The following is a 19,553-nucleotide window of genomic DNA, read 5'->3' as shown; positions in this document are numbered from 1 at the left end:
TAGCCCATTCCGTCAGATTCACAACGAGGATCATACAACACTAAAAGCACCTAACAGTCACTCATGGACACTCCACAACAAGCAGTTAGCAACCCTTCCCGAGCCCAGGGCAGGCCAGGAGCACTTCCTCTATCGGTCCAGACCGTCGTCGATGACACCACCTCGAAGATGCATTTCGCCTGTTTGGTGTTTCCGTCCCGACCTGCGCGAGGCTGTCGGCCCACGCGGTGAGCGTCAGATGGCCTCCGCCTTGGCCACCTTCCATTCCCCGTCGACCGGGACCAGTGTGAGCACCACCCGGTTCTGGTCGACCTTCTCCCCCGCCGTGTTCACGTTGCGCCGGTACTGGTTGAGGTACACGAGCAGCTCGACCCGTTGGGCGGTCGCGGTCACCACGCCCGTCGCGGACACCTCCGCCGAAACGACCGCCTGCTGCGTGGCCGCGGTCTGCTTCAACGCCGCTGTGGTCTGCTCGTACTCCTTGCCGAACGGGCCGGTCGCGAAGGTGCGGCCGTTGGCGACGCTGTCGTCGAAGGTGCGGTAGTCGTAGGAGAAGATCGCCTTGGCGGCGGCGGGCGCGGTGGCCAAGGCCTGTCGTACGGCCGCATCCCGCTGCCCGGCGCGGTGGTCGCCCCACCAGCCGAAACCGGCGACGGCGGCCGCGAGCACGATCGCGACGGCCAGGGCCGGGACGAGCCGGATCCGGGCCGGGCGCCGCCAGAGGACGCGCGGCCGTCGCACGAATTCGACCAAAGTACCCACAGGTCCTCCCTCTCTCAGCCGACGAACTGCAGGCGGGACACGAGCCAAAGGCCCGATTCGTTGTCGCGGACCAGGTCCAGCTGGATCCGGTAGTGCGACGGCCGCCCCTCGGGTGCCTTGACGTTCTTGACGGTGGCGTCGACGGCCACCAGCACGACCGCCCGGCGGCGGTCGCCGGAGACCAGCCCGGCCCGCAGCACCGACCCGCGCGAGTCGACCTTGTTCTCCACGACCGCAGCGCGCACCTGCGACTGCCCCCGGGTGAACTCATCCCGGAAGTCGCCGGTGGCCCCGGTCGTGATCCGCTGGATGTCCCGGTCGACGCTGGCCGCGCTGACCGAGACGAAGTTGACGCTGGCCTGTTTGGCTGCCGCGACGGCCGCCTGCCGGGCCTGCTCCGTCGCCCGGTCGACGTACCACCGGCGCCCGGTCACGCCGGCGGCGGTGAGCGTCGCAGCGAGGAGCACCACGAGCACGACGATGGACATCCGTCGCCGTCCCGCCGGCACGGCCCTGGCCGGCTCGCCCTCGGAACGCTCACCGGAGGGCTTCTCCAGCGGACCGTCCGCGCTCGCCGGGTCGTCGCCGCCCACCGGATCCTCGAACTCCGTCGGGTCCTCGACCGGTTCCTGGTCGAGCCGCCGCAGCAGGTCCTCGATCGGCTCCGTCGGTCGGGGAAGCTGGCGGGGGACGATCCGACGCTGCGACGCCCGGCCCGGAGCCCCAGCCTTCGCCCCCTTGATGACTTTCAGCGTGTGGTCCCTGCGGGCCCGCATCGCCACCTCCTTCTTCGCGCCGGTCACCGGGTCACCCCGGCGAGCAGCAGCTGCTTCCACGACTGGTCCCCGGCCATCCGGGACTGACCCCCGGTTCCGCCGAACTGCAATGGCCGGCCGTCCGAGCCGAGCACCAGGCCGGTCGCGGGGTCGTACCCGCCGGTCCCGGTCCCGGCGGGCGGGGCGGCGGCTGACGGCCCCGGGTCGGGGGCCGGTTCCCGGCCGCCCGGTCGGGGGGCGTTGGCGGCACCGCGCACGCTGGCGCCGCCCGCGCGATCCCCTGCTCCGCACGTGGTTCCGCCGCCGCGGTATACGCAGGACGGCGGATCGTTGACGTTGAGGACCAGGCCGAGGTGGGCGGTGCCGTCGCCCGGCGTGACGGTGAAACCGCCGGCGACGGCGATCGGGTACACCACCAGCAGGTGCTCGATGCCGGGCAGCCGCCGGGCGGCGATGCCGTTGACGGTCACCAGGTTGCCGAGCAGGGTGCCGACCGTCGGTTCCAGCCCGCGCAGCAACGCGACCAGTTCCCGCCCGGCGGGAGGCCCGGCGGCGAGCAGCCGCCGCAGGTCCGGGTCGGCGTCGCGGACGGTGGCCGCCAGCTGGGCCAGTCCTGCCGCCCACCGGCGCAGCGCCTCGGCCGACTCGGCCTGGGTGGTGAGCACGGTTCGTCCGTCGTTGATCAGCGTGAGTGTCTCCGGCAGGCGGGTGGTCGCCTCGGTCAGCAGCGCGTCCCCGTGGTCGAGGATCCGGGCCAGGGCCAGCTCGTTGCCCTCGAACGCGGTGCCGAGTTCGGTGATCAGGACGGTGAGATCCTCCGGGTCGACGGAGCGGACCAGGGCGTCGAGGTTGCTCAGCAGCACCTCCGGCGCCAGCGGGACACCGGTCCGGTCGGCCGGGATCACCGCGCCGTCAGCGAGGTACGGCCCGCTGTCGCGCTCCGGACGCAGGTCCACGTACTGCTCGCCGACGGCGGAGCGTTGCGCCACCACGGCCCGCAGGTCATCCGGTACCCGGACGTCGCGCTGCAACCGCAGGTCGGCGCGGACCCCGTCACCGCGCAGGGCGACTCCGGCGACCCGGCCGACGGGCACCCCGCGGTAGGTGACCGGGGCGTTGGGGAAGATGCCGCCGGCCCGGGCCAGGTCCATGTGGACGACGTAGCTTCCGCCGAGCAGCCGGTCGCCCAGCCCGACGTAGCGGATGCCGACGTAGCTGACGCCGAGGACGCTCACCAGCAGGAACGCCAGAACCTGCACCTTCGCGGTACGTCCGATCATGGCTTCAGCCCCCCTCCCAGGACGTCCGGCAGGCTGCCGATCTGTCCGATCACCGCGCCGGTCAACGGCAGGACGCACTGCGCCGACATGACCGTGCCCGCGGGCAGTTCGGTCTCGACGGGAAAGACCGTGCCCGGTGGTACGAGGCCCTTCGGCAGGATCAGTCCGCCGATGGGCACCGTCGAGCCGGGCTTGAGCAGGACGCAGCCCTCCGGCAGCAGACAGTCCTTCGGCGGCGTCCAGGTCGCGGGGAAGTTGCGCGGGTCGGGCAGGCACTTCAGGATCGGCAGGTCGGGCAGCGGACGGGACCCGCCGCGAGGTCGCGGGGTGGCAGGTGCGGGGCCACCCGCCGCTGGAGCCCCGCCGCGGCTAGCCCCCGGTGACGGCGTGGCCGGACGGGCCGGGGCGGCGGGGGCCGCGGCGACCAGGTTCGCCAGGATCGACGCCGAGTCGAGGTCGGCGGTGACGGAGAGGTTGACGAAGTCGCCGACGATCGCGCCGGTGACGTTCGGTGGGAACGGGTAGGACAGCATGAAGTCCAGCGACTTCGGCAGGTCGTCCCCGGCCCGTGCCAACTGCTCCAGGATCGGTTGCAGCGCCCGAACGTCGGCCAGGGTGTCGTCGCGGCTCCGGTTGACGACCTGGGTGCCGACGTCGCCCAGCTGGTCCAGAGCGGTCAGCGCCCGGGTCAGTTGGGCGCGCTGGCCGGCCAGCACGGTCAGGCCGGGGGCGAGTGAGTCCACGGCCTCGCCGAGCACCTGCTTCTGCCGGTCAAGCCGGCCGCTGAGCCGGTCCAGGGCGTCGAGGGCGCGGACCAGATCGGCCTTCTGCTTGTCCAGCCCGCCGATGAACGTGTCGAGCTGGCGCAGCGCGTCCCGGACCGCGGGTTCCCGTCCGTCGAGTGCGGTGCCGAGCTCCTGATTGATGGTCCTCAGTTGCGCCAGACCGCCCCCGTTGAGCAGCAGCCCGAGGGCGGCGAGGACCTCTTCCACCTCGGCGCCGCGAGCGGTCCGGGACAGCGGGATGAGGTCGCCGTCGGCGAGTCGACCGCTGGCGGCGCCGGTGGGCGGCGCCGCGATGGTCACGTACTTCTCGCCCAGCAGGCTGCTCTGCCGGACGGCGGCCGTTGCGTTGGACGGCAGCCGTACCTCTGCGCCGATGCGCAGGGTTACCTGGGCGGTCCAGCCCGCCAGGGAGATCTTCTCCACGCTGCCGACCGTCACGTCGTCGACCTTCACAGCGGCCTGCGGCACAAGGTCGAGCACGTCGCTGAACTCGGCGGTGACGGCGTACCCGTCGCCCTTCGGGGCGCCGCCGGGCAGCGGCAGGTCGGTGAGGTCGGGCAGGCCGCATCCGGCCGGCAGCATCGCCACCACGATCGCGCACGCCAGGGTCCGCAGTGTGCGGGCGGTCATGACAAACCCCGCAGGATGCCGCCGAGGGTGGGGTCGCTGGTGATGCCGGGGCCGCCCGGCGCCTGGTCGGGGATCGGCGCACCGGGGGAATCGAGGGGAGGATTTCCCGGTGAGGACCCGCCGGTCGCCGGGGCGCCGGGCGGCAGCTTGAGGAGCTTGCGCAGCTGGTCGGTCATGGGCAGCCCGCGGGAGTGCAGGGTCTGCGCGAGTGCCAGGCACTTGGCGGGCACCTGGGCCGCGGGCAGCTGGTCCACTATCAGTGAGCAGGCGAAGCCAGCAGGGTCGTAGGGACCCATTACGTTGTCGCGGGTGTCCAGGGTGCCGGATCGCGGGTTGTAGGCGAGGCTGAGGTTGCCAAGGGCGAGCGGGGCGACGTCGAGGATGTCGATGACGGCCTGCTGCTGGCGGACCAGGATGCCGGTGATGTCCGCCAGCGCGGCGACGTTGGAGGTCAACGCGTCCCGGTTCTGCCGCACGAACGTGGTCACGTCGGCCAGCGCGGTGGAGAGGTTGCGCAGCGCGGCGGCCAGTTCGTCGCGTTCCCCGGCGAGTTGTTCGGCGACGTCGGCCAACTGCTGGTTGAAGGCGCGCACCTCCCGGTCGCTGCGGGCCAGCGCGGTGGTGAAGCGTTGCAGGTTGACCACCGACCCGAAGAGGTCCTGCCGCCCGGCGGAGAGGGTGGCCAGTGCCAGGGACAGGCCGTCGAGGGTCTCGTGCAGGTTCTGGCCGTTGCCCTCCAGGTTGGCGCGTCCGGTGGCGACCAGGTCGGACAGGGCACCATCGCGGTTGGCGCCCTCCGGGCCGAGGGTGCGGTTGAAGTCGTCGAGCGCCTGGTAGATGTCGTCGATCTCCATCGGAGCAGCGGTCCGCTCCAGCGGTATCTCGGCCCCGTCGGCGAGCGCGGCTCCGCCAGCGTAGGCGGGGGTGAGCTGGACGTAGCGGTCGCTGACCACGCTGGGCGGCACGATGAGCGCCTGCGCGTCGGCGGGAACGGCGATCCCGGGGTCGTAGGACATGGTCACCTGGACGGTGCGGCCCTGCGGGGTCACGGCGACCACCTCGCCGACGCGGACGCCCAGCACCCGCACGTCCGATCCGGGGTACACCCCGACGGCGCGGGTGAAGTGGGCGACCACCCGCCGCGGGGATGTGCCGCCGCGGAGAACGACCACGCCGGCGGCGACGGCTACCAGGAGGACGGTGGTGACGGCGATCGGTCGTCGCCACCGCTGGATGGGACCGGGCATCAGCGGCCTCCCGTCGTGGGCTGGTACGGCTGGAGCAGACCGGAGACGTACGAGTCGAACCAGCGGCCGTTGCCCACCACGTTGGCGAACGCGGTGACGAACGGCCCCATCCGCTGGATGGTCTTCTCCAGGTCGTCCCGGTTGCGCTGCAGGATGGCGACCACCTCACGCAGCTCGCGCAGCGCGGGAGCGAGCTGGGCGCGGTTGTCGGTGACCAGTCCGGACAGCTGGGTGGCGAGCTCGTCGGTGCCGACGAGCAGCTTGTGGATGGCGTCCCGACGCCGGCTCACCTCGCTCAGCAGCGCCTCGCCGTCGGTGACCAGTTTGCGGAACTCCTCGTCCCGGGTGGCGAGCACGGCGGTCACCTGACGGGCACGGTCGAGCAGCGCCCGCAGTTCGGCGTCGCGTCCGGCGACGGTCCGGGAGAGCCGGGAGAGTCCGACCAGGGAGGCGTTGACGCTCTCGGGCGTGTCGGCGAAGGTCTCGGACAGGGTGGTGAAGGCGGCGGCGAGCTGGTCGGTGTCGACCTTGTCGAGGGTGTCGGCGAGTCCGGTGACCGCCTGCACCACGTCGAACGGCGCCGCGGTGCGGGCGAGGGGGATCTGCCCGCCCTCGCGCAGTCGACCCGGCCCGGCCGGCGAGAGGGCCAGGTACTTCTGGCCGAGCACCGTCTTGATCCTGATCGTGGCGCCGGTGTCGGTGCCGAGCCGGACGCTGTCGTCGTCCATCCGGAACCGGACCCGCACGTAGGGCGCGCCGTCGCGGGCGAGTTCCACGGCGGTCACCTTGCCCACCCGCACCCCGGCGACCCGCACCTCGTTGCCGGTGACGAGGCCGCTGGCGTCGTGGAAGGCCGCCTGGTACCTGCGTCCGGTGAGGTCGGCCAGCCGGTCGAGCTGGAAGGCACCCAGCAGCACGGCGACGATCAGCGCCAGCCCGAGCGTGCCGACGACCACGGGGTTGCGTTCCCGAAACGGTGTCACTGGCTGCCTCCGGCGCATCGGGCGGCCGGGGCGCTGAAGGTGGGCAGGTCGAGCGGTGCCCGGCCCGACACCGCCACGTTGCCGTCGAAGTCGCAGAGGTAGAAGTTGAACCACGAGCCGTAGGACGCGACGCGGGTCAGGGACTGGTACCGCTCGGGCATCCGCCCGAGGGTGCTGTCGATAACGGCCGCGTTGCGGTTGAGGGTGCCGGAGAGTTCGCCCAGGGCGCGCACGTCCGCGGCGAGCGGTGGTCGGACATCGCGCAGCAGCGACGACGTGGCGGTCGTGAGCTCGCCGATGCTGACCAGCGACTCGCCGATGGCCGTGCGGTCGGCGGACAGCCCGGAGACGAACTGCTGCAGCTGGCTGATGCTCTGGTCGAGGTTCTGGTCCCGTTCGGCCAGGGTGCCCAGGACGCCGTTGAGGTTGGTGATGACCCGCCCGATGACGGCGTCCCGGTCGGCGAGGGTGTTGGTGAGCGACGCGGTGCGTTGCAGCAGGCTGCTGACCGTGCCGCCCTCGCCCTGCAGCACCTGGATGATCTCGTAGGCGAGCTTGTTGACGTCGTCCGGGTCGAGCGCCGTGAACAGGGGCCGGAACCCGCTGAACAACACCGTTAGGTCCAGCGCCGGGGTGGTCTGGCCGAGCGGGATCAGGCCGTCGGGCCGCAGTGGTCGCCCCTCCCCCGGGCCCTCGCTCAGCGCCACGTACCGCTGGCCCACCAGGTTGCGGTAGCGAATCTTGGCGCGGACGCTGGTGGCCACCGGGACGTCGGTGGTGACGGTGAAGGCCACCTCGGCGGCGGTGTCGTCGACCACCTTGATGCCGCGGACGCGGCCGACCTTCACGCCGGCGACGCGGACGTCGTCTCCGGTAAGCAGTCCGGTGACGTCGGTGAACCGGGCGCGGTAGGTGACGCCACCCGGCGGGAAGGCGCCGAGGGTCTGCGCGAGCAGCGCCGTCAGCAGCAGGGTCACGGCGGCGAAGACCACCAGCTTCAGCAGGGGCACCCTCATCCGGTTGCTCATCGCGCGTTCACCACCCCTCCCCTCAGCAACGGCCCCCACAGCAGGACCGCGATGTCGGGAACCTCCGCGGGCAGGATGCCGGTGACGGCGCCGATCAGGGGCTTGACCAATGCGCGTTCCTCGCCGGTGGCGGCCCGGCCCATCGCCGGGGAAGCGCCGGCGGGCGCGGTCGCCGGCAGGCCGACGGGCAACGGGGTACGCGGGCGAGCACCCCCGCGGTCGTAACCGTCGTTGACGGGCACGTCGGGCGCCGGCTGCCCTGGTTGGGGCAGGCCGCGGCACTGCGGCCCGCCGTGCGCGCCGTAGACGGGCTCGTCGCGTCCCTTCTCGTACTTGCCGCCGTCGCGGGTGACCTCGAGGGTGATGTGCATCCGCCCGCCGGAGAAGACTTCCTCGACGCGGGGTTGCAGGGCGACCAGGCCGCTCATCAGGCACGGATACTCGGGGGCGTACGTGGCGAGCAGTTGCAGCACCGGGCGACTCACCTGGCCGAGCTCGATGAGCTGGTCACCGTGCCGGTCGAGGAAGCTGCGGGTGGCGTCGGCGGTGTCGGTGGTGTCGGCGAGGAACGCCGCCAGCTGTGCGCGCTGGTCGGTGACCGTACGGGCGGTGACGGTGACGTCCCGCAGGAGGGCCAGCAGATCGGGTAGGGCGGCGTCGTAGCTGTCCAGCACGACGGCGAGCTTCCGGACGTCCTCGGCGATGGTCGGCATCGCCGGGTTGAGCTGCCGCAGGTACGCATCGAGCCGCTCGGCGTTGGCGCCGAGTTGCTCGCCGCGACCTTCGAGTGCGGCGGCGATCGCGCCCAGCGTCGCGGCGAGCTGGTCGGGCCGCACCGCCTGCAGCAGCGGCAGCGCCTCGTCGAGAACCCGTTCCAGCTCGACGGCGGTGCTGCTGCGGTCCTGGGTGATGACGGCGCCGTCGCGGATCGGTACGGCGTTGCCGCCGACCGGCGGGACCAGCTCGACGTACCGCTCGCCGAAGAGCGTCTTGGGCAGCAACCGCGCGCTGACGTCGGCGGGGATCCGCGGCGTCGAGGTCGGGTCCAGGGCCAGCCGGATGGTCGCGCCGGTGCCCTCGCTGCCGACCGAGCGCACCTCGCCGACGACGACGCCGCGGACCTTGACGTCGGCGCCCGGGCTCAGCTGCAGTCCGGATCGACCGGCCTGCAGGGTGACCCAGTCGACGGGGGTGAACGCCTTGCGGTACTGCAGCACGGAGGCGGTCAACGCCGCGGTCAGTACGGCGATGAAGACGATGCCGAGAATGCGATGTCTCATGCTCACCCCGCGATCCGGACGGTGGTGGTCGCGCCCCAGATGGCCAGCGACAGGAAGAAATCGACGATGTTGACCGCGACGATGGCGAGCCGGACGGCCCGTCCGACCGCGACGCCGACGCCGGCGGGCCCGCCGCTGGCGGTGTAGCCGTAGTAGCAGTGCACCAGCACCACGATCACGCTGAACACGAGCACCTTGCCGAAGGACCAGAGCACGTCCTCGGGTGGCAGGAACAGGTGGAAGTAGTAGTCGTAGGTGCCGGCCGACTGGCCGTAGTAGTGCACGGCGATGGTGCGGGTGGCCAGGTAGCTGGCGAGCAGCCCCACCACGTACAGCGGGATGACCGCGAGGAATCCGGCGATCATGCGGGTGGTGACCAGGAACGGCAGCGAGGGCACCCCCATCACCTCGAGTGCGTCCACCTCCTCGGAGATCCGCATCGCCCCGAGCTGGGCGGTGAACCCGCAGCCCACGGTGGCCGACAGGGCCAGCGCCGCGACCAGCGGGGAGATCTCCCGAGTGTTGAAGTACGCCGAGACGAAACCGGTGAAGGCGCTGCTGCCGAGCTGGTTGAGCGCCTGGTAGCCCTGCAGTCCGACCTCGGTGCCGGTGAAGAACGTCAGGAAGCAGATGACACCGACGGTGCCGCCGAGCACGGCGAGCGCGCCGGAGCCGAAGCTCACCTCCGCCAGCAGCCGTATCACCTCACGCTTGTAGCGGCGCACCGTTCGCGGCGCCCAGGCGAACGCCCGCAGGTAGAAGGCGAGCTGTCCGCCCAGGTTGTCGAGGTACCGCAGCACCAGCACGTCAGCTTCCCTTCTGCGGTACGACCTGGAAGTACACGGCCGTGACGATGAAGTTCAGCGCGAACAGCAGCATGAAGGTGATCACCACGCTCTGGTTGACCGCGTCGCCGACCCCCTTCGGGCCGCCCTTGGCGGTCATCCCCTTGTACGAGGCGACCAGCGCGGCGGCAGCGCCGAACAGCAGCGCCTTGACCTCACCCACCAGCAGGTCGGGCAGTTGCCCCAGGGCCTGGAAGCTGGCCAGGTACGCGCCGGGTGTGCCGCCCTGCAGGACCACGTTGAACAGGTAGCCACCCGTCACCCCGACCACGCTGACCAGGCCGTTGAGCAGCACGGCGACCAGCATCGAGGCGAGCACCCGGGGTACCACGAGGCGGTGGATGGGATCGATGCCCAGCACCTGCATCGCGTCGAGCTCCTCGCGGATCTTCCGAGAGCCGAGATCGGCGCAGATCGCCGAGCCACCCGCGCCGGCGATGATCAGCGCGGTGACGATCGGCCCCGCCTCACGGACCACCGCGAGCACCGACGCCGCGCCGGTGAACGACTGCGCCCCGAGCTGACGGACCAGCGAGCCGAGCTGCAACGCGATGACCGCGCCAAAGGGGATGGAGACGAGCGCGGCGGGCAGGATCGACACCGAGCTGATGAACCAGGCCTGCTGGACGAGCTCGCGGACCTGCACCGGTCGCCGGCCGAGGCCGCGCAGTGTGTCCAGGCAGAACGCGAAGAACTCCCCGGTGTGCCGTACGGCGGTGACGGGGCCGCTCATCCGGGGACCCCCGCTCCCTGCCGCCCGTCCCCGGCCGGCGGTCCGCTCAGCGCGACGGTGGGCTCTTCGGCGTCGCGTAGCCCGGCGAAGGAGCCGGGTGGCGGGGTGACGCCGTGCTCCCGGCACCACTGCCCCGGTGGCCGCTCGGCGGCGCGGGGCAGTCCGTCCGACGGCGGCAGCTGCAGCGGGATGGGCGGCAGCGGCGGCAGTTCCACGCCGGCGTCCGCCTCGGCTCGCAGCTCCTCGGCGTCCTTCTCCTCGGCCATGCCGATCGGTCCGATCCGCTGGGCGTTGAGGAACTGCCGCACCACCGGCTCGGTGCTGGACAGCAGCGTCTCCCGCGACCCGAACATGGCCAGGTGCCCGTGGTAGATCAGGCCGATGTTGTCGGGCACCGTGCGCGCGGTGTTGATGTCGTGCGTGACGATCAGAAAGGTCGCCCCGGTCCGCTGGTTCAGATCGATGATCAGCTGGTTCAGGTACGCGGTGCGAACCGGGTCCAATCCGGAGTCGGGCTCGTCGAACAGGACGATGCGGGGGTCAAGCACGAGCGCGCGGGCCAGGCCGGCCCGCTTGCGCATCCCACCGGAGATCTCCCCCGGCAGTTTCTTCTCGGCGCCGACCAGGCCGACCATGTCGAGCTTCTCGGTGACCACCTCGCGGATCTGGGACTCGGACTTGCGGGTGTGCTCCCGCAGCGGGAAGGCCACGTTGTCGTAGATCGTCATCGAGCCGAACAGCGCGCCATCCTGGAACAGCACCCCGAACAGCTTGCGCACCTCGTACAACGCCCGCTCCGAGAGCCGGGGCAGGTCCTTGCCCTCGATCCAGATCGACCCGGCGTCGGGGCGTAGCAGCCCCACCAGGGTCTTGAGGAACACCGACTTGCCGGTGCCGGACGGGCCTAGCAGCACGGATATCTCGCCGGCCGGCAGGGTCAGGCTGACGTCCGACCAGACCGGCTGGCCACCGAAGGACTTGGTCAGCCCCTGCACCGCCACCTCGACGCCCATCCGCCCTCCCTTCCCGGGTCGCTACCTGAGACATCGCGGCGATCCGGCCGGGCGCAACAACTTCTTTGCGCTACGCCACCAACACGGAAGGTGAACTAGGCAAAGTGGCGTACGTCTCGATAGCGTGCGGTTAACCGGCCGGTAACGAAGGTGTCTCGCGTCCCCATGACCACAGCGATCGAGCCAGAGCTCGTCCACCTGGCCGCCCACGGTGACCGGGCGGCGCTCGCTGCCCTGCTCACCACCGTGCGGCCGGGGCTGGTCCGCTACTGCCGGGCCCGGCTGGGCCGCGTCGGTGGGGCGTACACCACCGCCGACGACGTCGCCCAGGAGGTCTGCCTGGCGGTGTTGAAGGCCCTTCCCCGCTATCGCGACCAGGGCAGGCCGTTCTCCGCGTTCGTCTTTGCCATCGCCGCGAACAAGGTCGCCGACGCCCTGCGCGCGGCGGTCCGGGGCGCCGCCATCGCCGTCCCCGACACCCACCTTGAGCAGGCGGACACCACACCGGGTCCGGAGCAGCAGGCTGTCGCCACCGATCTGGCCCGCCGACTCTCGGTGCTGCTGCACCGCCTCCCCGACGTCCAACGGGAGATCATCACCCTCCGGGTGGCGGTCGGTCTCACCGCCGAGGAAGTCGGCTCGATCCTCGGCATGTCGGCGCCGGCCGTACGGGTGGCCCAGTCCCGTGCCCTGGCCCGGCTCCGTACGCTTGCCGGCGACGGACTTGACGAGGTGGCGGCATGAGCGAGCCCCGGCCGGACGGTGGCGAGGAGTTGGACCTCGCCGCGATCGACCATGACGACCTGCTCCTCGCCGCGCTCGGCCGCGGCGAGCAGGTGGCCGACGCCGACGGCCTCACGGCGATGCTGGCCGCCTGGCGCGCCGACGTCACCGCCGACCTGCCGGACACCGTGGTCGACGGCGCAGTCCGCGCCGACCCGCCACCTCCCGACCGTCGGGTCCGGAAGCTCCGGGCCGGCGCCCCCACCGGCCCCGTCCCCGGCCCGCCCCGGTGGCAACCGCTCGGACGGCGAGCCCTGGGGTTGGCCGCCGCCGTGGTCACCGCCCTCATGCTGGCGACGGGGCTGGGGGTCGCCAGCCGCGACGCCGGGCCGACCAGTCCGCTGTGGTCGCTGACCAAGGTTCTCCATCCCGAACGGGCGGAGGTGCTCGGCGTCGAACACACCACCGGCCTCGCCCGCGAAGCCGTCGCAGCGGGACGGTACGACGAGGCCCGACAGCTGATCGACCAGGCCCAGCGGGACCTGGGCAGGATCACCGACCCGGCCGACGCCACCCGCCTGCGCGCCGACATCGATGCCGTCCTACGGGACCTGGCCGCGCACGGATGCCCCGGCTGGCCCCGCTGCGCGACGTCCCCGCTGGCACCGACGCCGTCACCCACGGCGTCGACGGCCGCCGCCCCCGAGCCCTCCGGCGCCGCGACACCGGGCGGGACGGCACCAGCGCCACCGCGTCCCGCGCCGACGGACCCGCCGACATCCGCCGCCAACCCGACGCTGCCACGACTGCCGCTGCCGTCGGTGCCGCTCCCGTCGGTGTTGCCGTCGCTACCCGGACTGCCGCTGCCACTGCCGACCGGCGATCTGCTCGGCATGAACTCCCCGCCGTAGACGGCCACCGTGCTCCGGTAGACCCACGGCGCGAAGCGCTGCCCATTACAAGCAGCGATGGCACTTTTGTGAACAACCAATACCGTCTCGCAGAAAAGACGTATAGACGACGTCATCTCGGACGGTAACGACCCAGACGGCCTGCCCGAACACAATGCCCCGTCGCTGCGGTCGATGCCTTCGCCGGCGTCTTTGCCCAGGTCACCCCACGCGCTTTCGCCAATCGGACCGCGCCAGCCTCGTTGACGATTACCGTTCGTTAATGTGACCGACTATCGGTTTACCGCAGTGGCGCTCAGCACCATCCTGGTCCTGCCCGCGGTGGCGGTCCTGCCACCAACACCGGCGGTGGCCGCGCCGTCCGTGCCGTGCCCGGCCGTGAAGCCGCCGGCGCCGCCGCCCGCGATACCGTCCCCACCACCGGTCGACCCCACCGACCGGGCGGTCGGCGGGCAGGCGCTGGCGACGGCAGGGCTGGCCATTCCCGCGGGTGCGCCGATGACGCCGGCACTGACCGCCACCTCATGGCTCGTGGCCGACCTCAACAGTGGTGAGGTCCTGGGTGGGTGCGGCCCCCACGAGCTCCGAACGCCGGCCAGCGTGCAGAAGCTGCTGCTGGCGGCGTCCCTGATGCCCCGCCTCGATCCGGCCCAGATGGTGGAGGTGACCAGGGCGGATCTGCGCGATCTCGACCCAGCCAGCTCGCTGATGGGGGTCGTCGAGGGTGGCCGGTACTCCGTCGAGAGCCTGTGGCTGGGGCTCCTGCTCAAATCGGGAAACGACGCGGCCAACGTGCTGGCTCGGGTCGGCGGCGGCGCCGCGGGTAGGCCGGGCGGGGTCGAGGCGATGAACGACGAAGCACGTCGACTGCGCGCGAACCAGACCCACGCCGCGACGCCTTCCGGCCTGGACGGCCCCGGCCAGTACACCAGCGCATACGACCTCGCGCTGATCGCGCGGGCCACCTTCGCCAGGGAGGACTTCCGGCGATACATCGCAACGAGGGTGGCGCAGATACCGGCACAGCCGGGAAACCCGGCATTCGCCATCACTCACGACAACACGCTGCTGGGCAGCTATCCCGGGACGCTCGGGGGGAAGACGGGCTTCACCGACCTGGCTCGTCAGACATACGTCGGTGTGGCCGAGCGCAACGGTCGACGGCTGGCGGTGACCCTGCTCGGAGCGGAGACCGCTCCGCTGGGGAGTCTCGGAGAGGCGGCGGCCCTGCTCAACTGGGGCTTCGCCCTGCCTCCCCACGCGTCCGTCGGACAACTGGTCACACCCGAGGAGAAGAAGCACGACAGCCCAGTGGTCCCGGTCAAGGGCGAGCACCATGCTCAGGCCGAGGAATCCTCGATCCCGCTGCTCACCGGGGTGAGCCTCGGCACTGCCGTCCTGCTGGCCGTCCTGATCCTGGCCGCCCCGTGGCGGCGCAGAGCTGCGCGGCAGCAAGCCGCCCGACGGTAGCGAGACGCCGCCTTGCCTTGACGCTGGCGACAAGGTTTAGCGTGCTTGCGACGGGCTGGTGGAGGAGGTCGGATGCTGATCGGCGAACTGGCTGAGCGTGCCGGCACGAGTACGCGCACCCTGCGCTACTACGAGGCACACGGGTTGGTACGGGCACAGCGCTCCGCCAACGGCTACCGGGTGTACGACGAGGCGGAGCTACGGGTCGTCCGTGAGATCCGAGGGCTGCTCGCTGTCGGCTTCGGCCTCGACGACGTCCGTCCGTTCGTCGCCTGTCTTCGGGCCGGCAACACGTCCGGCGACGTCTGCCCGGACTCGGTGCTGGTGCTGCGGCGCAAGCTCGTCGAGGTCGACGCCGTCATCGACCGGCTCGGCGCCGTACGCCAACAGCTACACACCCAGCTCACCCATGCCATCGCGCACCGGGAGGAAACATGCCCCAAACGGAGATTGGCTCGCTAGTCACCGTCACCGACGACACGTTCACCGAACTGGTGCTGGCCAGCGACCGGCCGGTGGTGGTCGACTTCTGGGCGGAGTGGTGCCCGCCCTGCAAGGCGATCGAGAAGAGCCTCGCCGAGCTGGCCCAGGAGTTCGGCGACCGGATGGTCGTGGCCAAGCTCAACTCCGACGAGAACCCGACGGCCACGCGCAACTACGGCGTCATGTCCCTGCCGACGCTGCTGGTGTTCCGCCGGGGCGAGGTCGTCGGATCGACCGTGGGGTCGAGGCCGAAGAGCTACCTGCGACAGACCCTGACCGCACAGGCCCAGTTGTTGTAGCGCGGGCCCACCGCCGGTGCGGTTCAGCGGGGTACGAGCACCACGTGCAGGTGCCGGGGGCCGTGCACGCCCTCGACCCGGTTGAGTTCGATGTCGCTGGTGGCGGACGGCCCGCTGATCCAGGTGAGCGGGCGGTGCGGGTTGAGGCGCGCGAGGGCGTCCGGGACACCCGCGACGACCTGATCGGTACGCAGGACGCAGATGTGCACGTCGGGCAGCAGTGTGATGACCCGCCGCCCCTGGTCGGGGGCCGCGTCGAGGATGACCGTCCCGGTCTCGGCGACGGCGACCGCCGCCGCGGTGACCACCCCGTCGGCCGCTGCGACCTGTTCCCTCGGGAGGTTGTCGTCGGTCAGCACGTCGACGGTGTCGGGCAACCAGTGCCGGTGCAGCCCGCGCGGGACGACGACGCGTCGGCCACCAAGGATCGTGTCGACGGCCTGCGCCACCTCGCCGTCGGCACACCGGTGCACGGTGGCCCGGTAGTCGGTGAGCCGGTGCACCAGCACGTCGAGGTCCACGGCACCGCCGGCTGGCCGGTAGCCCCGCGGCACGTCGCCGGAGGTGGTCGGCGTCGCGCCGAGAGCCGCGCGGAGGCGGCCGAGGATCAACTCACGGGAGGTCATCGCTGTGCCCACCATTCGCGGAACGTCTGCGGCGGCGGCTGCGGCAGGTCGCGGCCGATGGTCCAGCCGGACAGCGGCGGGGGCAGGCCGCGGCCTCGCCGGCCGGCGAGACGGGCGGCCCGCGAGGCGCGCTGCGCGGCCTCGTACATCGCCGGGTGGTCCATGGTGTACGCGGCGGCGGCCATGGTGATCGCCTCGGCGCTCGGCAGGCGGTGCTCACTGCGGTAGGCCGCCACGTGCTGGGCGCGGAGGTGCACCAGGATCGACGGTATGTCGATCTTCACCGGGCAGGCGTCGAAGCACGCGCCGCAGAGCGAGGAGGCGTAGGGCAGGGAGGCGTTGTCCTCCACGCCGGTCAGCTGCGGTGACAGCACCGCACCGATGGGCCCGGGGTAGACGGAGCCGTACGCGTGCCCGCCGGTGCGCTCGTAGACGGGACAGACGTTGAGGCAGGCGGAGCATCGGATGCAGTGCAGCGCCTGGCGACCGACCTCGTCGGCGAGAACCGCGCTGCGGCCGTTGTCCAGCAGCACGAGGTGAAAGTCCTGTGGCCCGTCGTCCGGCGTGACGCCGGTCCACATGGAGGTGTACGGGTTCATCCGCTCGCCGGTGGAGGCCCGGGGCAGCAGTTGCAGGAACACCTCAAGGTCTGCCCAGGTCGGGATGATCTTCTCGATGCCCATCACGGTGATCAGGGTGTCCGGCAGGGTGAGGCACATCCGGCCGTTGCCCTCGGACTCGACCACCGCGAGGGTGCCGGTCTCGGCTACCGCGAAGTTCGCCCCGGAGACCGCGACGCGGGTGCTGAGGAACGTACGACGCAGGTGACGGCGGGCCGCGGCCGCCAGGATCGCCGGGTCGTCGGTCAGCGCCGGGTCGACGCCGGGCATCTCGCGCAGGAAGATCTCACGGATCTCGGCGCGGTTGCGGTGGATCGCGGGTACCAGGATGTGGCTGGGCTTGTCCCGCCCGAGTTGGACGATCAGCTCGGCGAGGTCGGTTTCCACCGGTTCGATGCCGGCGGCCTCCAGTGCCTCGTTGAGGCCGATCTCCTGGGTGGCCATCGACTTGACCTTCATGACCCGGTTGCTGCCGGTGGCCCTGACCAGGTCGGTGACGATCCGGTTGGCCTCGACGGCGTCGGCGGCCCAGTGCACGGTGCCGCCGGCCGCGGTGACCGCCGCCTCCAACTGTTGGAGCAGCTCGGGCAGCCGGGCCATCGTGTCGGTCTTGATGGCCCGCCCGGCCTCCCGCAGCTCCTGCCAGTCGGGGACCTCGTCGATGACCGCTGCCGACTTGGCGCGGATGGTGGCGGTGGCGTGGCCGAGGTTGCGGCGCAGTTGGGCGTCGGCGAGGCTCCGCCGGGCCGCGACCGGGAAGGGCTCCTCGCCGCGCAGGTGTCCGACGCCGCGTGGCGCGGTGGCGGGCATACCGAGGAAGGTCCGGGTCACGCCCGCACCCCGCCGGTCTGCCGCTGCGCCTGCTTTACCGGGTTGCCGGTGGGCTCGGTGCTGGCCAGGATCTCCGCGAGGTGCACGGTCCGCACTCCGGCTCGGAGGCGGGACAGTCCACCGCCGATGTGCATCAGGCAGGAGGCGTCCCCGGCGGTGCAGACGTCAGCTCGGGTGGCCAGCACGTGGCGCATCTTGTCGGCCAGCATCGCCGTCGAGGTGTCCGCGTTCTTCACGGCGAACGTGCCGCCGAAGCCGCAGCACTCCTCGGCCTGCGGCAGCTCCACCAGGTCCAGGCCGCGGACCTGACGCAGCAGCCGCAGTGGCTTGTCCCCCACCCGGATCATCCGCAGTGAGTGGCAGGTCGGGTGGTATGTCACCCGGTGCGGATAGAAGGCGCCGACGTCGGTCACCCCGAGCACGTCGACGAGCAGCTCCGACAGCTCGTACGTGTGGCTGGCGACCTCCTCGGCTCGACTGGCCAACCGCTCGTCGCCGGCCCTGCGGGCCACCATCGCGTGCTGGTGCCGCACCGAACCGACGCACGAGCCGGAGGGGGCGACCACCACGTCGTACGGGGCGAAGGTCCGCACGTGCCGGCGTACCAGCCGCAGCGCGTCGTCCGGGTAGCCGGTGTTGATGTGCATCTGCCCGCAGCAGGTCTGGTCCTGCGGAAAGACGACCTCGTGACCGAGCCGTTCCAGGAGCCGTACCGTCGCCTTGGCCGCCTCGGGGAACATGGTGTCGGCCAGGCAGGTGACGAACAGCGCTATTCGCATCCTCAGTCCTCCCATCCGAGACGCTGGGCTGCCGCCCGCCACGTCGTCTCGGCGCCTCGTGGCTCGTAGCGCACGATCTGCTGGGTCTCGCGCAGCACGGCCCGCAGCGCCGACAGGTCGCCGCCGACGATGCCGAGAGCGCGGGCCTGCACGAGTACGTTGCCCAGCGCGGTGGCCTCGACCGGCCCGGCGAGCACCGGCAGGCCGCAGGCGTCGGCGGTGAGCTGGCACAGGAGTTCGTTGCGAGCCCCGCCGCCGACGACGTGCACGGCGTCGACGTGGCGACCGGCGAGCAGTTGCGCCTGACGGACGGCGCGCCGGTGCGCCAGCGCGAGGCTGTCGAGGATGCACCGGACCGTGGCCGCCCGGGTCACCGGCACCGGCTCGCCGGTACGGCGGCAGGCGTCGGCGATGCGGGTGGGCATGTCGCCGGGTGGCAGGAACGCGGGGTCGTCCGGATCCACGACGGAGCGGAAGGCCGGCTCCCGGGCCGCCTGCCGGAGCAGGGCGGCCAGGTCGGTGGTGCCCCAGGTGCGCAGTGATTCCTGTAGTGGCCACAGGCCCATCACGTTGCGCAGGTAGCGGATCGTGCCGTCGACGCCGGACTCGTTGGTGAAGTTCGCCCGCCGGCTCGGCTCGCTGAGCACCGGGGCGTCGAGCTCGACCCCGACCAGCGACCAGGTGCCGCAGGAGATGTAGGCGAAGTGTTCACCGGCTGCCGGTACGCCCACCACGGCGGACGCGGTGTCGTGTGATCCCACCGCCACCACGGCGGGGTCTCCGGGCAGGCCCAGTGCGGGCAGGGCCGGGCCGATCCGCGTGCCCGGCTCCCGCAGCGGCGGGAACAGCTCGCTGCGGATCCCCGCGTCGGCCATCAGGTCGGTCGCCCAGGCGCGGCGACGCAGGTCGTACAGCTGGGTGGTGGAGGCGTTGGTGACCTCGGCGCCGACCTCGCCGGTGAGCCAGTACGCGATGAGGTCCGGGACCAGCAGCAGCCGGTGCGCCATGTCCAGTTGCGGCGTGTTGGCGGCGGCGACGAGTTGGTAGAGGGTGTTGAACGGCAGGTGCTGCAGCCCGGTCGTGGTGTAGAGCCGTTCCTGCCCCAACTGCTTCGCCACCCGGTCGCCGACGCCGTCGGTACGCCCGTCGCGGTAGTGCACCGGATTGCCGAGCAGCGCACCGGTGGCGTCGAGCAGCCCGTAGTCCACCGCCCAGGTGTCGATGCCGATGCTGGCGACCGGACCGGCGGCGTGCAGGCCGTCGAGGACGCCGCGGTAGAGCGCCAGGATGTCCCAGTGCAGGGTGCCCGCCACCCGCACCGGCTCGTTGCGGAACCGGTGCGCCTCGGTCAGCTCCAGCTTTCCGGGGCTGACGCGCGCGACCATCACCCGGCCGCTGGACGCACCGACGTCCACGGCGGCGAGGTGCGCGGCCGCACTCACCACTTCG

20 protein-coding genes are annotated in these 19,553 nt (G+C 71.7%); 5 read left to right on the top strand and 15 right to left on the bottom strand.

What is annotated here, in order from left to right; genetic code table 11:
• Positions 1 to 234: 234 nt before the first annotated feature.
• Genes ABZV00_RS26700 through ABZV00_RS26650 form a run of 11 tightly spaced genes read right to left on the bottom strand, consistent with a single transcriptional unit; the run spans position 235 to position 11,362 of the window.
• Positions 235 to 762 carry a hypothetical protein gene (locus ABZV00_RS26700; RefSeq protein WP_355610734.1) on the bottom strand — a complete coding sequence of 176 codons (528 nt, stop codon included), beginning with the start codon at positions 760 to 762 and terminating at the stop codon, positions 235 to 237.
• A 14-nt stretch (positions 763 to 776) separates the two neighbouring features.
• Complete coding sequence (locus ABZV00_RS26695) at positions 777 to 1,565, bottom strand: hypothetical protein (RefSeq protein WP_355610731.1); 789 nt, start codon at positions 1,563 to 1,565, stop codon at positions 777 to 779.
• On the bottom strand, positions 1,562 to 2,818 hold the full coding sequence (locus ABZV00_RS26690; protein ID WP_355610728.1) for an MlaD family protein: 1,257 nt from the start codon (positions 2,816 to 2,818) through the stop codon (positions 1,562 to 1,564). The genes ABZV00_RS26695 and ABZV00_RS26690 overlap by 4 nt, the downstream gene beginning before the upstream one ends.
• On the bottom strand, positions 2,815 to 4,233 hold the full coding sequence (locus ABZV00_RS26685; RefSeq protein WP_355610725.1) for an MCE family protein: 1,419 nt from the start codon (positions 4,231 to 4,233) through the stop codon (positions 2,815 to 2,817). The genes ABZV00_RS26690 and ABZV00_RS26685 overlap by 4 nt, the downstream gene beginning before the upstream one ends.
• Positions 4,230 to 5,480: an MCE family protein gene (locus ABZV00_RS26680; protein WP_355610722.1), complete on the bottom strand. Its 1,251-nt coding sequence runs from the start codon at positions 5,478 to 5,480 to the stop codon at positions 4,230 to 4,232. Before ABZV00_RS26680 ends, ABZV00_RS26685 begins: the two co-directional genes overlap by 4 nt.
• On the bottom strand, positions 5,480 to 6,463 hold the full coding sequence (locus ABZV00_RS26675; protein ID WP_355610719.1) for an MlaD family protein: 984 nt from the start codon (positions 6,461 to 6,463) through the stop codon (positions 5,480 to 5,482). Before ABZV00_RS26675 ends, ABZV00_RS26680 begins: the two co-directional genes overlap by 1 nt.
• Entirely contained in the window at positions 6,460 to 7,479 is a 1,020-nt protein-coding gene (locus ABZV00_RS26670; RefSeq protein WP_355610716.1) for an MCE family protein, read from the bottom strand. The genes ABZV00_RS26675 and ABZV00_RS26670 overlap by 4 nt, the downstream gene beginning before the upstream one ends.
• A gap of 8 nt (positions 7,480 to 7,487) precedes the next feature.
• Positions 7,488 to 8,771 (bottom strand): MCE family protein, encoded by a 1,284-nt coding sequence (locus ABZV00_RS26665; RefSeq protein ID WP_355610713.1) that lies wholly within the window; start codon positions 8,769 to 8,771, stop codon positions 7,488 to 7,490.
• A 2-nt stretch (positions 8,772 to 8,773) separates the two neighbouring features.
• Complete coding sequence (locus ABZV00_RS26660) at positions 8,774 to 9,577, bottom strand: ABC transporter permease (RefSeq protein ID WP_328415631.1); 804 nt, start codon at positions 9,575 to 9,577, stop codon at positions 8,774 to 8,776.
• A 1-nt stretch (position 9,578) separates the two neighbouring features.
• Positions 9,579 to 10,349, bottom strand: a complete 771-nt coding sequence (locus tag ABZV00_RS26655; RefSeq protein WP_355610710.1) for an ABC transporter permease — start codon at positions 10,347 to 10,349, stop codon at positions 9,579 to 9,581.
• The gene (locus tag ABZV00_RS26650) at positions 10,346 to 11,362 is read right to left on the bottom strand and encodes an ABC transporter ATP-binding protein (protein ID WP_355610707.1); all 1,017 of its coding nucleotides are present in this window, start codon (positions 11,360 to 11,362) and stop codon (positions 10,346 to 10,348) included. The genes ABZV00_RS26655 and ABZV00_RS26650 overlap by 4 nt, the downstream gene beginning before the upstream one ends.
• 165 nt (positions 11,363 to 11,527) lie before the next feature.
• Here ABZV00_RS26650 and shbA point away from each other — a divergent pair, with 165 nt between their 5' ends.
• From shbA to trxA, 5 genes are all read left to right on the top strand, one after another.
• Positions 11,528 to 12,106: an RNA polymerase sigma factor ShbA gene (shbA, locus tag ABZV00_RS26645; RefSeq protein WP_355610704.1), complete on the top strand. Its 579-nt coding sequence runs from the start codon at positions 11,528 to 11,530 to the stop codon at positions 12,104 to 12,106.
• Positions 12,103 to 12,996 (top strand): hypothetical protein, encoded by an 894-nt coding sequence (locus ABZV00_RS26640; protein WP_355610701.1) that lies wholly within the window; start codon positions 12,103 to 12,105, stop codon positions 12,994 to 12,996. The genes shbA and ABZV00_RS26640 overlap by 4 nt, the downstream gene beginning before the upstream one ends.
• 264 nt (positions 12,997 to 13,260) lie before the next feature.
• Positions 13,261 to 14,466 (top strand): D-alanyl-D-alanine carboxypeptidase, encoded by a 1,206-nt coding sequence (locus ABZV00_RS26635; RefSeq protein WP_355610698.1) that lies wholly within the window; start codon positions 13,261 to 13,263, stop codon positions 14,464 to 14,466.
• Between the two features lie 72 nt (positions 14,467 to 14,538).
• Positions 14,539 to 14,928: a MerR family transcriptional regulator gene (locus tag ABZV00_RS26630; RefSeq protein ID WP_355610695.1), complete on the top strand. Its 390-nt coding sequence runs from the start codon at positions 14,539 to 14,541 to the stop codon at positions 14,926 to 14,928.
• Positions 14,901 to 15,248 (top strand): thioredoxin, encoded by a 348-nt coding sequence (gene trxA / locus ABZV00_RS26625; RefSeq protein ID WP_355610692.1) that lies wholly within the window; start codon positions 14,901 to 14,903, stop codon positions 15,246 to 15,248. Before ABZV00_RS26630 ends, trxA begins: the two co-directional genes overlap by 28 nt.
• A gap of 23 nt (positions 15,249 to 15,271) precedes the next feature.
• Here trxA and ABZV00_RS26620 read toward each other — a convergent pair whose 3' ends face one another.
• From ABZV00_RS26620 to ABZV00_RS26605, 4 genes are read right to left on the bottom strand one after another with little or no spacing between them, the layout of a single operon-like run.
• Positions 15,272 to 15,874 (bottom strand): LUD domain-containing protein, encoded by a 603-nt coding sequence (locus ABZV00_RS26620; RefSeq protein ID WP_355610689.1) that lies wholly within the window; start codon positions 15,872 to 15,874, stop codon positions 15,272 to 15,274.
• Positions 15,871 to 17,304, bottom strand: a complete 1,434-nt coding sequence (locus tag ABZV00_RS26615) for a LutB/LldF family L-lactate oxidation iron-sulfur protein (RefSeq protein WP_355610746.1) — start codon at positions 17,302 to 17,304, stop codon at positions 15,871 to 15,873. Before ABZV00_RS26615 ends, ABZV00_RS26620 begins: the two co-directional genes overlap by 4 nt.
• 17 nt (positions 17,305 to 17,321) lie before the next feature.
• Positions 17,322 to 18,104: a (Fe-S)-binding protein gene (locus ABZV00_RS26610; RefSeq protein WP_355610686.1), complete on the bottom strand. Its 783-nt coding sequence runs from the start codon at positions 18,102 to 18,104 to the stop codon at positions 17,322 to 17,324.
• Positions 18,105 to 18,106: 2 nt separating this feature from the next.
• Positions 18,107 to 19,546 carry a rhamnulokinase family protein gene (locus tag ABZV00_RS26605; protein ID WP_355610683.1) on the bottom strand — a complete coding sequence of 480 codons (1,440 nt, stop codon included), beginning with the start codon at positions 19,544 to 19,546 and terminating at the stop codon, positions 18,107 to 18,109.
• Positions 19,547 to 19,553 lie beyond the last annotated feature (7 nt).

Source organism: Micromonospora sp. NPDC005173, assembly GCF_040608515.1.
Taxonomy (GTDB): Bacteria; Actinomycetota; Actinomycetes; order Mycobacteriales; family Micromonosporaceae; genus Micromonospora.
Note: the sequence above shows the minus strand (reverse complement) of the source record. Positions and strands in the feature narration are given on the sequence as shown.

Bases quoted from the DNA above. Each gene is read 5' to 3' on its own strand.
- ABZV00_RS26690 (WP_355610728.1), bottom strand. From the start codon at position 2,818: ATGATCGGACGTACCGCGAAGGTGCAGGTTCTGGCGTTCCTGCTGGTG.
- ABZV00_RS26685 (WP_355610725.1), bottom strand. From the start codon at position 4,233: ATGACCGCCCGCACACTGCGGACCCTGGCGTGCGCGATCGTGGTGGCG.
- ABZV00_RS26680 (WP_355610722.1), bottom strand. From the start codon at position 5,480: ATGCCCGGTCCCATCCAGCGGTGGCGACGACCGATCGCCGTCACCACC.
- ABZV00_RS26670 (WP_355610716.1), bottom strand. From the start codon at position 7,479: ATGAGGGTGCCCCTGCTGAAGCTGGTGGTCTTCGCCGCCGTGACCCTG.
- ABZV00_RS26665 (WP_355610713.1), bottom strand. From the start codon at position 8,771: ATGAGACATCGCATTCTCGGCATCGTCTTCATCGCCGTACTGACCGCG.
- ABZV00_RS26655 (WP_355610710.1), bottom strand. From the start codon at position 10,349: ATGAGCGGCCCCGTCACCGCCGTACGGCACACCGGGGAGTTCTTCGCG.
- ABZV00_RS26650 (WP_355610707.1), bottom strand. From the start codon at position 11,362: ATGGGCGTCGAGGTGGCGGTGCAGGGGCTGACCAAGTCCTTCGGTGGC.
- shbA (WP_355610704.1), top strand. From the start codon at position 11,528: ATGACCACAGCGATCGAGCCAGAGCTCGTCCACCTGGCCGCCCACGGT.
- ABZV00_RS26640 (WP_355610701.1), top strand. From the start codon at position 12,103: ATGAGCGAGCCCCGGCCGGACGGTGGCGAGGAGTTGGACCTCGCCGCG.
- ABZV00_RS26630 (WP_355610695.1), top strand. From the start codon at position 14,539: ATGCTGATCGGCGAACTGGCTGAGCGTGCCGGCACGAGTACGCGCACC.
- trxA (WP_355610692.1), top strand. From the start codon at position 14,901: ATGCCCCAAACGGAGATTGGCTCGCTAGTCACCGTCACCGACGACACG.
- ABZV00_RS26620 (WP_355610689.1), bottom strand. From the start codon at position 15,874: ATGACCTCCCGTGAGTTGATCCTCGGCCGCCTCCGCGCGGCTCTCGGC.
- ABZV00_RS26615 (WP_355610746.1), bottom strand. From the start codon at position 17,304: ATGCCCGCCACCGCGCCACGCGGCGTCGGACACCTGCGCGGCGAGGAG.
- ABZV00_RS26610 (WP_355610686.1), bottom strand. From the start codon at position 18,104: ATGCGAATAGCGCTGTTCGTCACCTGCCTGGCCGACACCATGTTCCCC.